This is a genomic window from Nostoc sp. ChiQUE01b (genome assembly GCF_034531255.1).
Lineage (GTDB): Bacteria > Cyanobacteriota > Cyanobacteriia > Cyanobacteriales > Nostocaceae > Nostoc.
Window position 1 is genome coordinate 1 of record NZ_JAVRBM010000039.1, and the last position, 13336, is coordinate 13336.

At 39.2% G+C, this 13336-nt stretch carries 12 protein-coding genes; 7 read left to right on the top strand and 5 right to left on the bottom strand.

Translation table 11 applies throughout. The features are described 5' to 3' along the window. The first annotated feature begins 491 nt into the window (after positions 1-491). The 3 genes from RMY63_RS23400 (at position 492) to RMY63_RS23410 (ending at position 3808) form a co-directional block, all read left to right on the top strand. Entirely contained in the window at positions 492-1145 is a 654-nt protein-coding gene (locus RMY63_RS23400) for a MotA/TolQ/ExbB proton channel family protein (protein WP_322731002.1), read from the top strand. Then, the gene (locus RMY63_RS23405) at positions 1129-1533 is read left to right on the top strand and encodes a biopolymer transporter ExbD (RefSeq protein ID WP_322731003.1); all 405 of its coding nucleotides are present in this window, start codon (positions 1129-1131) and stop codon (positions 1531-1533) included. The genes RMY63_RS23400 and RMY63_RS23405 overlap by 17 nt, the downstream gene beginning before the upstream one ends. 340 nt (positions 1534-1873) lie before the next feature. After that, positions 1874-3808: a type I restriction enzyme HsdR N-terminal domain-containing protein gene (locus RMY63_RS23410; protein ID WP_322731004.1), complete on the top strand. Its 1935-nt coding sequence runs from the start codon at positions 1874-1876 to the stop codon at positions 3806-3808. A gap of 2 nt (positions 3809-3810) precedes the next feature. Here the strand turns inward: RMY63_RS23410 and RMY63_RS23415 are convergent, their stop codons facing one another. Further along, the gene (locus RMY63_RS23415; RefSeq protein WP_322731005.1) at positions 3811-4398 is read right to left on the bottom strand and encodes a Uma2 family endonuclease; all 588 of its coding nucleotides are present in this window, start codon (positions 4396-4398) and stop codon (positions 3811-3813) included. Between the two features lie 104 nt (positions 4399-4502). Then, positions 4503-5177 carry an ImmA/IrrE family metallo-endopeptidase gene (locus tag RMY63_RS23420; RefSeq protein ID WP_322731006.1) on the bottom strand — a complete coding sequence of 225 codons (675 nt, stop codon included), beginning with the start codon at positions 5175-5177 and terminating at the stop codon, positions 4503-4505. A 408-nt stretch (positions 5178-5585) separates the two neighbouring features. On the opposite strand from RMY63_RS23420, the gene RMY63_RS23425 reads away from it, so the two are divergent. The 3 genes from RMY63_RS23425 to RMY63_RS23435 are packed head-to-tail and all read left to right on the top strand — an operon-like array spanning position 5586 to position 8849. Continuing rightward, entirely contained in the window at positions 5586-6407 is an 822-nt protein-coding gene (locus RMY63_RS23425; RefSeq protein WP_322731007.1) for a PD-(D/E)XK nuclease family protein, read from the top strand. Beyond that, positions 6404-8677: a Piwi domain-containing protein gene (locus RMY63_RS23430; RefSeq protein ID WP_322731008.1), complete on the top strand. Its 2274-nt coding sequence runs from the start codon at positions 6404-6406 to the stop codon at positions 8675-8677. The genes RMY63_RS23425 and RMY63_RS23430 overlap by 4 nt, the downstream gene beginning before the upstream one ends. Then, positions 8652-8849, top strand: a complete 198-nt coding sequence (locus RMY63_RS23435) for a hypothetical protein (RefSeq protein WP_322731009.1) — start codon at positions 8652-8654, stop codon at positions 8847-8849. Before RMY63_RS23430 ends, RMY63_RS23435 begins: the two co-directional genes overlap by 26 nt. A 4-nt stretch (positions 8850-8853) precedes the next feature. Here RMY63_RS23435 and RMY63_RS23440 read toward each other — a convergent pair whose 3' ends face one another. Beyond that, positions 8854-9816 (bottom strand): orange carotenoid protein N-terminal domain-containing protein, encoded by a 963-nt coding sequence (locus RMY63_RS23440; protein ID WP_322731010.1) that lies wholly within the window; start codon positions 9814-9816, stop codon positions 8854-8856. Positions 9817-10662: 846 nt separating this feature from the next. Here RMY63_RS23440 and RMY63_RS23445 point away from each other — a divergent pair. Further along, a complete protein-coding gene (locus tag RMY63_RS23445; protein WP_322731011.1) occupies positions 10663-10875 on the top strand; it encodes a chlorophyll a/b-binding protein in 213 nt (70 codons plus the stop codon). Positions 10876-11019: 144 nt separating this feature from the next. Here RMY63_RS23445 and trpE read toward each other — a convergent pair whose 3' ends face one another. Together trpE and RMY63_RS23455 are read right to left on the bottom strand one after the other, a co-directional pair. Then, complete coding sequence (gene trpE / locus RMY63_RS23450) at positions 11020-12555, bottom strand: anthranilate synthase component I (RefSeq protein WP_322731012.1); 1536 nt, start codon at positions 12553-12555, stop codon at positions 11020-11022. Between the two features lie 242 nt (positions 12556-12797). Further along, the gene (locus RMY63_RS23455; RefSeq protein ID WP_322731013.1) at positions 12798-13220 is read right to left on the bottom strand and encodes a photosystem I reaction center subunit II; all 423 of its coding nucleotides are present in this window, start codon (positions 13218-13220) and stop codon (positions 12798-12800) included. Positions 13221-13336 lie beyond the last annotated feature (116 nt).

Below are 13336 nucleotides of genomic sequence, written 5' to 3' on the forward strand. Positions count from 1 at the left end.
GGCGGTCTCAAAGCCTTATATATACTTGCTTGCAAGTTTTAGGACGGGTCTAATGACTATTATTGTAAGTGGATAAAAAAGTGGTTGCCGCCAAACATTTGTAATGAGAAAGCAGCGTAGACGTAGACCGTCGTAGACCGTCGTAGACATCGTTTGCTCTCGTATAAGCCTCAAAGAGATGAAGTCGAAAAACCCTTTTAAGGTAATAGCTCCCTCTGATATTGGACAATTTTTACTAAAAAAATATGACACTAGTACCGCAAGGCGGAATTCAAAATTAAAAATTCATACAGCGCAAGCGTTTCATTGATTTTGAATGGGTGGTTTATTTACGCCGAACTGTACTAGGATAAATCCTAAAGTAAATCAAAATTATGATGATTTGATTTGAAAAAATTCTCATTATATTCTAAACTTTATTGAGAAAAAGTTTCAGCTTTTCTCTAGATTCTGGTAGTCTTACTGTGTATTGTTGATCACGTTTTAAGAACATGGAAATTCAGAATTTGTTTGCAGCAGGTGGTATCGTCATGTGGCCCCTGCTGGCGTTTTCGGTAGTAGGTGTGGCACTGATCGTCGAGCGGATTAGGTTTTGGGCAAGAATTAATCAGCGTCAAAACCGGGTGGTGCGAGATGTGTTGAATCTCTACCGTCTCGATAATGTTGTCGGTGCAATGGATAAACTTCAGAAAAACGCAGATTTGCCACTTGCCCGGATTTTTCTAGCGGCTTTAGAATTAGAGGAGCCAAACCCGGAAGAGTTTCGTTTGGCGTTAGAAAGCGAATCGCAGGCTGAAATACCTGTGTTAAAACGTTTCCAAAACCTTTTCGAGACAATCATTAGTCTGGCACCACTGTTAGGTCTTCTCGGCACAGTATTAGGATTGATAGCTTCTTTTGCTTCCCTAAATCTTGGTGATGTAGGAGGTAGCAAAACGGCAAGTGTTACCGCTGGGATTAGTGAGGCTCTAGTATCAACAGCATCAGGATTAATAGTTGCTATATTCATACTCATGTTTGCCAATACCTTCCGGGGATTGTACCAACGGCAAATTGCACTAATTCAGGAGTATGGGGGACAGCTAGAATTACTTTACCGCCGTCGCTATGAACGAGGAGAAAAAACGTATGCGTCTACCAGATGAACCAGAGCTGCCACTACAGATCAACATCGTGCCGATGATTGACGTGATTTTTGCAATTTTGACATTTTTTATTATGTCAACTCTGTTTTTAACACGTTCTGAAGGTTTGCCAGTAAATTTACCGAAGGCCGCCACAGCTAAACAACAGCAAGTTCCTACTAAAATTACCATTACGGTAGATGAAAAAGAACAGGTAAGCCTGAACCGTAAACCAATTGCAGTTGATGATTTAACAGCGGAAGTACGGACTTTAGTTGGTTCTAACCCAGAAGTGTTAGTAATTATTAATGCTGATGAAAAAGTTGATTATGGTCGGGTGGTGGCGGTGATGGATCGGGTACGTCAGGTTCCGGGAGCTAAATTAGCGATCGCTACCCAAAGAGAATAAATAGATATATTGGGCATAAGAAGTGCAGAGAGTCAGGAAAATTCTATATTCTGACTCCTAACTCCTTCTTGTCTCATAGACATCTCCAGAAATTTATTATGCGTTGCCCAAAATTATTGTTATACACAATTAATTAATTTTACTTACCTGATTTTCACCAGATTTTTAATTTTAACGGCAGTAACTTTTATTGGTGTAGGTTTTGCCAAGGCTAAGTTTCAGCTGAATGCTTCCATTCTAGTATCTACAATCACGACATAATCCAAACTGACTTGATAAATTGCTAATTACACGAACAAAATAAGGCATAGCAAGTTTATACAAGCAGGTAGATTATCTGATGACGATTCCAGAGTCAATTAAAAAATTCATTACATGGATACAAGGTTTTGACCATCGTGTTTTACGAAATGAAGATGATGTAAAAGAAAAGTTGATTTTGCCAATGTTCCACCATCTCTGCTATCCAGAGATATGTCATCGTGAATACTCTTTGAAAACATATCAATCGGAAACCTACGCCAAGAATTCAGAAATTGCTCAGATTTATTTTGCAACAGATGATATTAAGAAACAAAATACAGATACATCACTGATTTTCGTGGAAGCGATAGAACCGCAAAAAACTAAGTTAAATGAGGCTATTGAGCAAGCTAAATTTTATAGTAATCATTTTAAAACACTATTTTTTATTGTGACTAACGGATATGAAATCAAGGTTTTTCAGTGTTTGCATTACAATCGAGAAGAATTAGTATTTGATCTAAATATAGATACCTTAAAAAATAACGATGTCGCCTCAAAATTTTATAATAAACTCAATTTTGATTTAGTTAAAAATATCGATAAAAATACAGCCAGTATTTTGACATATACTCAATGTAACTTAATAGAAAAATTAATTATACGCAATCCAGATTTACAGTATTTTTTAGAAAAATGTGATTTTGAGCCTTCTATAACGCGAGAAGGCTACAACTTAGTTGTTGTGAAACCAAAAGTAGCGATCGCCTGTAATCTACCCAAAGCTTTTGGAGAAGGTAATTGTCAAATAAAATTCAGTAGTATTCTTTTAAAAGGTCTAAAAATTCACTTAAATCATCAAGATATTTTAGGTCAATTAATGACTGGATTACACACTCAAGCAAATTGGGGTTGTCGTCGTTTTTTGAAAGAATTAGATAAAGATAATTTTACAGTAAATTTGGGTCAAATAACAGTCATTTTATCAAAATTAGAAGCAAAAGACTTGTGTTTGTGTATTGATGAAGTTTTTCAAGAATATCAAAATTTAATAATTGAATTTGAGAATACTCTAGAAACATGGGATTTTGAATTCGTAAACTTATCAGAAATTCGCGGTTTTATCCTTTTTTCTGTAAGACAAGAATTATGGGAGTTGATGCAGCAGTTTGCTAAGGAATTTGATTATAAGAAAGGCAAGTCAGAATGGCATCTATTTCATAGAGAAAATATATCAATTCGAGTGAGTCGAGGAATTCGCGATCATGCATTTATCTTTTCCAACTTTTACAGTAATTTATCTTTATTCCCTAGCAATCAAGTTAACATCATCTACGAACTAAATGATCTGAATTTACAATCTATTGAAACAGCTAAATTTAACTTATGGCAACAAGATATTGGAGTACGAGGAACTTGGACAGCTAGATATACCAAACAGTGGTTATTAGATCAATATATTCCCAAGGTGATTAATTACTACTCAGAAAAGTCTCAATTATCTGAAGCTGAATTGCTAGCAAAAATAACAAATTACAGAAGTGAACGTTTGCTGATTAAAGAAATTGATAATATCAGAGATTTAATACCTTATCTTCGTGACATACAATCTTGGCTACATATCTATGTAGAAAATATTGCAGCTTCGCTATTGAAACCATATTACCAAGCTTATACAAATTTAGTGCGTAACACAGATTCTTCGATAACAGGCATAGACTATATTTTCGGAAATTTGCGGAGAGTTGACTGGAAAAATTCGTCAGAAGAAAATTATAGCAATTCCACAGACTGGAAAAACTTGACTTTTAAATATGCTATAGATTGCTTAGATCGGCAAGCAGTAAGAATAAATAATAGTGAATACGAGAATAGTTTTAAGGCAGATTTAATCACTCGGATATTTATTTGGATTATAGAAAATGGTAAAATCTCTTTTTCACAAGCTCAGTTAAATGCTGCTAAACAGGTTTTAATACCACTTTGGGAACAAAGTCGTTTTGAAATGCGCTATATCTATCCTAATCAATAAAACTACATAATCTGCTGTAAATTCAACACAAACCCAGGTAGTACATTTTCTCCTGATAAACTAGCAGGATTGTCTAATATCTCTATATCTTTACCTGGACGATAAATTTCTACTCGCTTGTTTTTCCGGTCAATTAACCAGCCTAATTGAGTGCCATTTTCGATATACTCCTGCATTTTCTCTTGCAATTCTTTCAAGGAATCAGTACGAGAACGCAACTCTACTACAAAATCAGGACAAATCGGGGCAAATTTTTCTTGTTGTTCTGGGGTTAAAGCATTCCAACGCTCAATTTTCACCCAAGAAGCATCAGGAGAACGTTCTGCACCATTAGGTAGGGTGAAACCAGTTGAAGAGTCAAAAACTTCGCCTAAACTACTCTCAGAGTTCCAAATATCTAATTGAGTGGTAATTTTAACATTACGTCTGCCAGTGTCACTACCTGTAGGTGGCATAATTAATATTTCCCCTGATGCTGTGCGCTCAAATCTATAATTACTATTTTTCTGACACATTTGGAAGAACTGTTCATCGCTCAAGTCAATTTTCAATTTGAGTGTAGAAGGGAAAGTGGTTGTCGTGGCGTTCATAGGCTATTCTGAGCATCTTACTTTCTAGTTTAGTGCTGTGTGGGTGCGATCGCTGTCAGGAGATGATAGAGAGCGATCGCACTTTACTTATTAAATAAATTTGTCTACCCATTCGGTGCAGCTTTACCGATATATATTTGCTTAGAACCCTTGGGAATGTTAATCCAACCAAGGTCTTGTAGGCGATAAACAAGATTAGATATGGTTACACCAAGTTCCTCTTGCATAGCATAAAGATGTTTCCAGTTAGTTAAATCACGTCCTTTCCGTGTAGCCTCTAGAATGTGTAAAGGCATTAACAGACAACTCGCAAAAAACTGAGCTTGCCATTCAATATTCTCTAACTGGCTATTCATATTTATCTGGCTAGTTTTAGCATCTACAGTGCGGCACAAAAAATATTTTGTGACATCTTCTAGTCCTAGATTTAATTCTAACTGTTCTGTAAGCCCATCCGCTTCATCTTGATTGACATGAAGTACCCAGTGTCCAATTTCATGGGCGATTGTAGATTGTTCAAATCCTCCACTTAGTTGTGGAATAGATTCATTAAGTACAATCTTTCTTTGCAATGGAAGAATCTTTGCTACTATAAGCCCCTGAGTATCAGGAGGTATACTTTGCCAGTCAATCATTATTGCCAAAGCATCAGCAGCACGACTAGCCTCAAAAGGCCACTTTGGAGGAAAATTCTCAACCTCCATAATTCTTAAAACTTCATTAGCTTTTAACTCAATTTGTTCTTTGCTATAAAATTGATATTTTCTGAAGATGTTCACTTTTTACTCCTCACCTTCTTTATTCATAACAAACACATTCTTTCTTAAAATTCTGCTGATTCTATTTTTCTAGGATAGATTTGCTTAGAACCTTCAGGAATATAAATCCAACCAAGGTCTTGCAAACGATTGATGAGATTGGATATTGTTACACCAAGATCATCTTGCATAGCATAAAGATGACGCCAGTTTGTTAAATCAGTTTCTCTCTTGGTAGACCTTTACCAGTTCTGCTTGAAGAAATTCAAAAATCAAGCTGCAATCCACAACTCATAAAGGCTGCGGAACAGATGCTAGAAGGCTTGCGTACTTTGGAAATGGCAACCGAGATTGGTGTATATACAGCAATCTACGAAATCCTAACCAAGTAAAACTTTTTTCTCTGCTAAATTCTGGGACTTGACATCAATGAGCCAAAATTGGCTACCATTTGCCAGCTACAACCTATGGTTGCAGTATTCTCCACTTATAGGAAAAGAACACTTACACTGCGACATGAAACGAGGTTTTACAAAAGCGCGATCGCGAGAACCTGCGGTTGCAGCAATCTTGACAAGTGATAGCACTCCTCAAAGAATTGGATTACTAGCACAAAGGGGGGTTTATGAATTTCATGAAAACTTCCCGATGTTACATCAAGAAGACGCTGTAGAACAAATGATAGAGATTCTGGAATTGCAAAAAGAGTCAGATTTGGTTCAGCAAAGAGTACTTCAGATACTGACAAACTACCAGCAAAATCCAATTCTTGCTGAGAAAAAAATTATTCAACTTAGCCGAGGTGATGAGGGTTTTCCAGAACCAATTTTGATTAAGCAGGGTAATCAATCTTTTAACTTCTTTGCTGCGATTGACTGCATTTTTGCCGAAGAAGATGATACTTTGCACATTTTAGATTTCAAAACTGGCCACTCTGATTTTGATCGGCGACAAGGGTATATTTATTTACTAGCTGCTAGTTACCGATACCCCCAGCAAAAAGCAGTAGCGTCTTTTTATAACTTAGAAAATGGTAACTGGTCAGAACCTATCAGCGCAACACCTAACACTCTTAAGGCTTTTCAGATAGAACTCGCTTTAATAGCTGAACGACATCAAGAAGATTTGAGACGCTACCGTAAAAATTTTGCTGATTTCAGTCAAATATTTCCCCAAAATCCAGGTGTAAGTTGTCGCTACTGTCCGTTTAACTCAATTTGTGAATTTACTATATCAGAGGTTTCTACATGACTGCTGGTGTGCTTCAATCCCCCCTAAAAACTAATGTATACCCAATATTTTTGTCGGAAATATTTTTACTAAATATTCCTCAACCTAACTTAATTTGCTTTCGACTGACTCCCCGAGTCGATACTAAAATAGGTAATCGCTTTAGTTGGCGGTTTAGTCAGAAATTCCCTGATATTATAGTCATTTTTTCAGATGGTAATTTTTGGGTTTTAGCTAAACCCGATCAACCAATGCCAAATTTAGATGAATGGCGAAAAGCTTTAACAGAAATTCAAGACGACTTGAAAAAAGATATTGGCGATCGCACTTACTCAATTCAGTGGGTAAGCCAACCACAAATAACAGCTTCTGCTTCTATATTGGCTCAATTAGCTGTAAGGGTCTTGAAAGTTAGACGACCTTTTTCATCTGATACTATTTGGTCTGAAAATAAGGTGGAAGTCAAACGTGAAGTAGATTTTTGGGCAGAAACAATAGAAATAAAAGATATTTTACATCCTGCGATCGCTTTTACAATTCACAGTTCTTTTGTTTTCAAAGGTGATTTAGCTGAGTTTTACGAAAATCATCCCTATCGACAAGATCCAAATAAGCTTTTGATTGGCTTAAAGGTTAGAGATATTGAAAAAAAAAGCTCTGCTACAATTGTGGCTCTTGCAGGAACTTTTGGAGAGCGTAGAGAAGAGCTTTTTCAAAAAGCGACTGGAGCTATTAGTAAACAAAAACTTGAACCGGAAGCAGCACCAGATGATCAACCTGTAGTTACTATTCAATTTGGTAAGGATAAACAACAATATCCATATCCAATGGCTGCTTTAATTCCCTGTGTTACAGAAGAAACCGCTGACTTATTTGAAGTAAAGTATAGTGATTTACGAAAGCAAACTAAAATTCCTTATCAAGAACGGCAAAATCGTTTAGCTTCATCCAAACAAGAAGCTACAAAAGCTTTAGCTATCTATGGTTTTCAATTAGCCGCTAAATGTATTAACAACGGGAAGTATCCAGAATTGTTCTTAGTACCTACCTTCAAACTTGAAGACACATTACTTCAATTTGGCAAGAATGTGACCCGAAAGCGAAATGAGGTTTTAAAGGGGCTATCTATAGGTGGCGTTTATTGCCGTCACAAAGATTATCAAGATACTTCCAGAAAAATTCGCATTGCAGTACTTAAAATAAGCGATTTTAAAGTTGATATATCTTTTCTTAAGCAACTTCGACAACGCTTAAAAGACTATGGCTTTGAAAGCCTTGAGATTGATGAGGATAGAAGAAAAGCCGTTTCAATCAATAGTTTAAGCAGTGCCGAAGCCAGAGCTAAAGTGGAGAAAGCCCTTGATGATTTAATAGCTATCCCTACTGATATTGTTTTGACCTTTTTACCACAGAGCGATCACCATGCTGATAATAGTGATGATGGGAGCTTATATACTTTTGTTTCTTCAAGGCTACTCCGACGTAGTAACCCTGAGATAGTAAGCCAAGTAATCTATGAGGATACTTTGAAAGATCCTAGCAATTATAAAAATATCCTCAATCAAGTAATAGTAGGAATTTTAGCAAAGTTAGGAAATTCGCCTTTTATTCTAGCTGAACCTTTAGGGATTGCTGATTATTTTATCGGCTTGGATATTTCCAGAAAACCCAAAAAGAAAACCGTCGGTAGCATAAATGTGTGTGCAAGTATTCGTTTGTACGGTAAACAAGGGGATTTTATTCGTTATAGGTTAGAAGATGTTTCAACAGAAGGTGAAGAAATTGATAAACAAACATTAGAAAGGTTTCTCCCATCTGCTGATATCAGCGAAAAAACTGTACTAATTTACCGTGACGGACGCTTTTGTGGTGATGAAGTTGAATATTTGCAGGAAAGAGCCAAAGCAATTAATTCTAAGTTTATTCTTGTAGAGTGTATTAAGTCTGGTATTCCCAGATTATATAACTATTATCAGTCAGTTGTGAAAGCACCCACACAAGGGTTAGCACTTCGTTTGTCCTCTCGTGAAGTGATTTTAGTAACTACTAAATTACCCTCTGAAAATATGGGCTTACCTTATCCTCTACGTTTGAAAGTACATGAGAAAGGACACCAAGCACCCATTGAGGATGTAATAGAAGCAACGCTGAAACTCACCTTGCTCCATCATGGAGCGCTGAAAGAGCCACGCTTACCCGTTCCACTGTATGGATCTGACCGTATAGCCTATAGGCGGTTACAAGGTATTGTCCCAAATTCGCTGAATGGCGATCGCCAATTTTGGTTGTAGAATTAACATCAACGCTTCAAAACCTGACTTTTTGCAAGAGCGATCGCAACATGAAGATACCAAAGAAGCCGTTATCAGTTTCTTTCGCTTAAGCGTGGCAAGGTTGCGATGTCTACGACGCGCTACGCCTACGCTCGTTTACTCATCCACGCTTAAGCAGCAACTAATCTAGCCCTCTATTTACGTACTAGGTTCAGCAGTTCTTTAGGAGAAGCCAGCAAGTCAATCGCTACAAAGAATATTTTGCCTTGGGGATCTAGCAAAAACCGCCATGCAATATTCATGCCCACACTGGCACCGAACCAAGGGGTTTGGACTTTGCCTGTAACTTTAACTTGGGTATAACCATCTTCCACAGGCTCAGATACGCCGCGCTCTGGGAGCATCTTCAATCCCTGGCATTCTTCACGCATATAAGCGCGAATTGCCTCCTGACCAACAATCGGTCTTTCAAAGGGAGGTTGCAAAGCACCTTCGGAAGTAAACAGAGAAACCGCAGCCTCAAAGTCATTGGCATTCATGTTGTTGATATAGCCAAGTACCGTAGGATTGTTGATGCCCTCAATGGTGACTTTAGTCCGAAACGCTAGTGCAGTAGGAGGAGCCACAGGTTGTGAGACTTTTTTGTAACTTCCGGGAGCATTCGGATCAAATCCCATATTGAGTACGGTATTGCGTAGGATGGTGATTTGTTGACCAGAATCAGCATTGCGGATGGCTTGCAACACATCAGCAGCTTTAGGAGAAAGCTTGTAACCTTCGGGGATCGGAGCAACGATTCCCTGGGCCATCCATTCTCCTAACTGATACCAGAAGCCCAGCTTGATATTCACGGTGAAGGATGCATAGGAACGGCAGAGGGGAGTATCAGCACGGTTAGCCAAATCGTACATGACTTGCGTTTGAGTCTCAAAAGGCATCTGCTTAATTTGTTCCATTAAACCTTGTGCGAGGATCATGTTGGCTGCCCCAGGGGCAGCAACCGTAATACTTCTACCCATCTCGGTATAGGCAAACCAAAGTAATGCTAGTTGATCTTCAGCATTGAGCTTAGAGAATGATTCGACGACAGTTGGAACAACATCAGCAATTAGGGTGCCGGGAAAAATACTTTGAGCCGACTGGATGGTAAAAGACATAGCAGAAATTCCAAAAAGAAAATTACAGTTCTACCGAAATGTGAAAAATCAAATGTGCAAAGCCAGATGAGAAATGCGTTTAAGTGTTAATAAAGGCACTCAGTAGTTTTGGCATCACTAAAAAGCCTGTTGTAGACATAGCTCTAATAAAGGCATGGTGATACTGTTGCCATTGAGTTTAGATACTTGGCAAAGCACATTGCAGGCTCAACTGCATAGTTATTTAGAAAGCCTTGATTAACAGTGATTTAACGCATTGATGCTGTTCTTGTATCTTTATGTAAAGAAACATAACAAGTTTGTTACAAATAAGCAATACCTTCTCAGTTATATATTGATAATTTCTGCTTATACAACTTATAAGTTTTACTGAGGTTAGATTTAACCCAATTGGTGCTTTTGTGTGAATTCACTTCCAAGAGCTTAGGCGTAGCCATCGTAGATATTAAATTTTCATAAAAAAGATGCTTCGCTATCGAGCATCACAGCCGACCATAGACATCGCCTAGTTCTCGCACAAATCCGAAATGCCCTACTCACCGAAACAGTGCTGAGTGCCCAGTTATGAGTGCCCAGTTATAAAGTAATAATTGCACTCAGCACAGAAGGGTCTGAAGAAAGAGCTTTTAAGCATGGAAGAAGAAATAAATATTTATTTCGAGATGCGTAGCGCATATTTAATGCGTCCTTAGTTCAATCCCCTAGATTTATCTATGGGGTTACTCACCACTCGGCACTCCTGAATGAGTACGGGTTTTACTACTTTTAGTTCTATGTCAAGTAGTTGTAAAAAATATTTACAATAGTTAACATTTGGTTATAATTAGCAAAAACAAAGAGTCAAAAATGGCAAGTAAAGGCTTTACGATTAACGAACGCGGTCAACTCAATAGATTTGCGATTGAACCCAAAGTTTATGTTGATGAAATTCCACAGATAGGATTCACCAAATATGCCGAAGAACTCAATGGTCGTTTGGCAATGATTGCTTTTGTTTCACTTATAGCTGTAGAAGTTCTCACCGGACACGGTTTGATTGGATGGCTAACCAGCCTTTAAAGAAGACATTATGAGATTTATGAATTTTCTTCACTTGACGAATAAAGCAATTTAGAGACAAACTTATTTATGAAAACTGATTTTGATTATCCCCAAAAAGATTTAATTGGCCCGGTTGTTTTTAGACCTAATTTAGTCCCGACTTCAACGCAAACAACGAATCGCCTCTAATAGACCTTTAGCTTTATTCAGCGTCTCTTCGTATTCTTTTTCTGGCTCAGAATCAGCCACCAAACCGGCACCGGCTTGTACGCTGACCGTATTATCATGCACTACCATTGTGCGAATTGCGATCGCAGTATTTAATTGTCCTTCAAAATCGTAATATCCATACACACCGGAATAAACACCGCGACGACTAGACTCTAACTCGTGGATAATTTCCATCGCCCTAATCTTGGGTGCGCCGCTTACCGTACCTGCTGGAAAGGAAGCTTTTAGTAAATCCCATGCTGTTTTACCAACTGCTAATTTACCCACAACATTGCTAACAATGTGCATTACATGGGAGTAGCGTTCAACCACCATTAATTCATCGACTTTAACACTACCGCTTTGACAAACACGCCCCAAATCATTCCGCCCTAAATCCACAAGCATCACGTGTTCGGCGATTTCCTTGGGGTCTTGGAGTAAATCTTCAGCGAAGGCTGCATCTTCCTTAGTGGTTTTACCCCGTGGACGCGTCCCAGCAATTGGCCGTACCGTCGCTGTTACTCCATCATCTGCATCGGTTTCGGCTTTCACCATCACTTCAGGACTAGAACCGATGATTTGCCAATTTTGGAAGTTAAAGTAAGCCATGTAAGGCGAAGGATTTATCTGACGTAGCGACCGATAAAGGGCAAAAGGGTCGCCTGTGTATGTTGTTGATAGTCGTTGGGAAATTACTACTTGAAAAATATCACCTGCTTTAATGTAATCTTTCGCCTTCTTAACGCTGGCACAAAAATCAGGGCGAGTAAAATTACTCCTATACTCCTCTGCTCCCTGCTCCCTGCTCCCCTGCGCCCCTGCTCCCCTGCTCCCTGGCGGATTCCATTCCAATCGAGTTTTTTGTGGCGATAAGGGTAGAGATAGCTTTTCGAGCATTTGGGTGACGCGATCGCTAGCTTGTTGATATGCTGCTTTGAAATCTACATTCGGGTCACGTAAATCAGCATAAGCGATCGCCCAAATTTTCCGCTTCACCTGGTCAAAAATCAACAAGTGGTCTACCTGCATCCACAATCCATCAGGGATATTCCGCTCATCTGGTGGATAAATAGGCACACGCGGCTCAATCCACTGAATTAATTCATAGCCCCAAAACCCAAACAAACCGCCAATTCCTGGCGGTAGCTGTGGTAATTTTACTGGGTGATAAGGTGCTAAACATTCGGCTAAAGCTGTAAAAGGGTCGCCAGTAAAAACCACCTGCGAACCATCGCGGTTTTTTTGAGTCGTGCGATCGCCCCTTGCTTCCAAAACCCACAGCGGATCGCAGCCCACTAAACTATAGCGTCCCAGTTTTTCTCCACCTTCTATCGATTCCAACAAAAAGCTATAAGGCTGACCCGCACAGACTTTATACCAAGCGGATACAGGCGTGTCTAAGTCTGCCACCCATTCTTGATATACCGGGACGAAGTTGCCTTGTAAAGCTAGCTGAGAAAATTCAAAGAAATCGGGGAATACCATAAATAGCTAAGGGATGGGGCATTGGGCATTGGGGAGGCAGTGCGCCCTTGCGGTTTCCCGACTTGTTCGCGCAGCGTCTCCCCTTCTCCCAAAGGGAGAGGCTAGCGCCAAGGGAGAAGCAACTGCCGTCATGGGGCATTGGGGATTAGGGATTAGGGATTAGGGATTGGGTATTAGAAGGATTTTCCAATACCCAGTCCCCAGTTCCCAGTCCCCAGTCCCCAGTCCCCAATGCCTAGTCCCTATACGTCGTGGGTAGCTTTACCACTGAACTTGAGTTGTGATGCATTGGGATTTTCCCCAATGCTGCGTGGGACATAACGCACTTTTTCACGACCTTCATTTACTTTTTCGGGGAAGACACCATCGGCTGGGTGAAGTAAGGTAGTTTCTCCGTTGGGTAAAATCCGGTAAACTTTGTAATCTGTGATTTTGAGTTTACGAAGTTGCTGACCGCCCAAAAAGATGCCATATTCTTTACGAGCTATATACAGCAGGTTTTCACCTTTCCACATAATAGCAGCACCACCTGTAGGCAATTCAAATACTTGCTCTTTCGGGCTAGTCCAAGTGATAGCGTACTTTTCTTCAACTACTGCTTTGTTTAGCAAGCCACCAGTGCTGCCAGCAAATAGCGGGATTTGTCCAGAGAGTGTTTCTGCCATAAAGATGATTCTCTCAACGTTTTTAGGGAATCCTAACACCGCAACCAGGATCATATTGCGATCGCGTCATAGACTGTAACAGTTTTTAGTCATTTGTCATTTGTCATTTGTTAAAA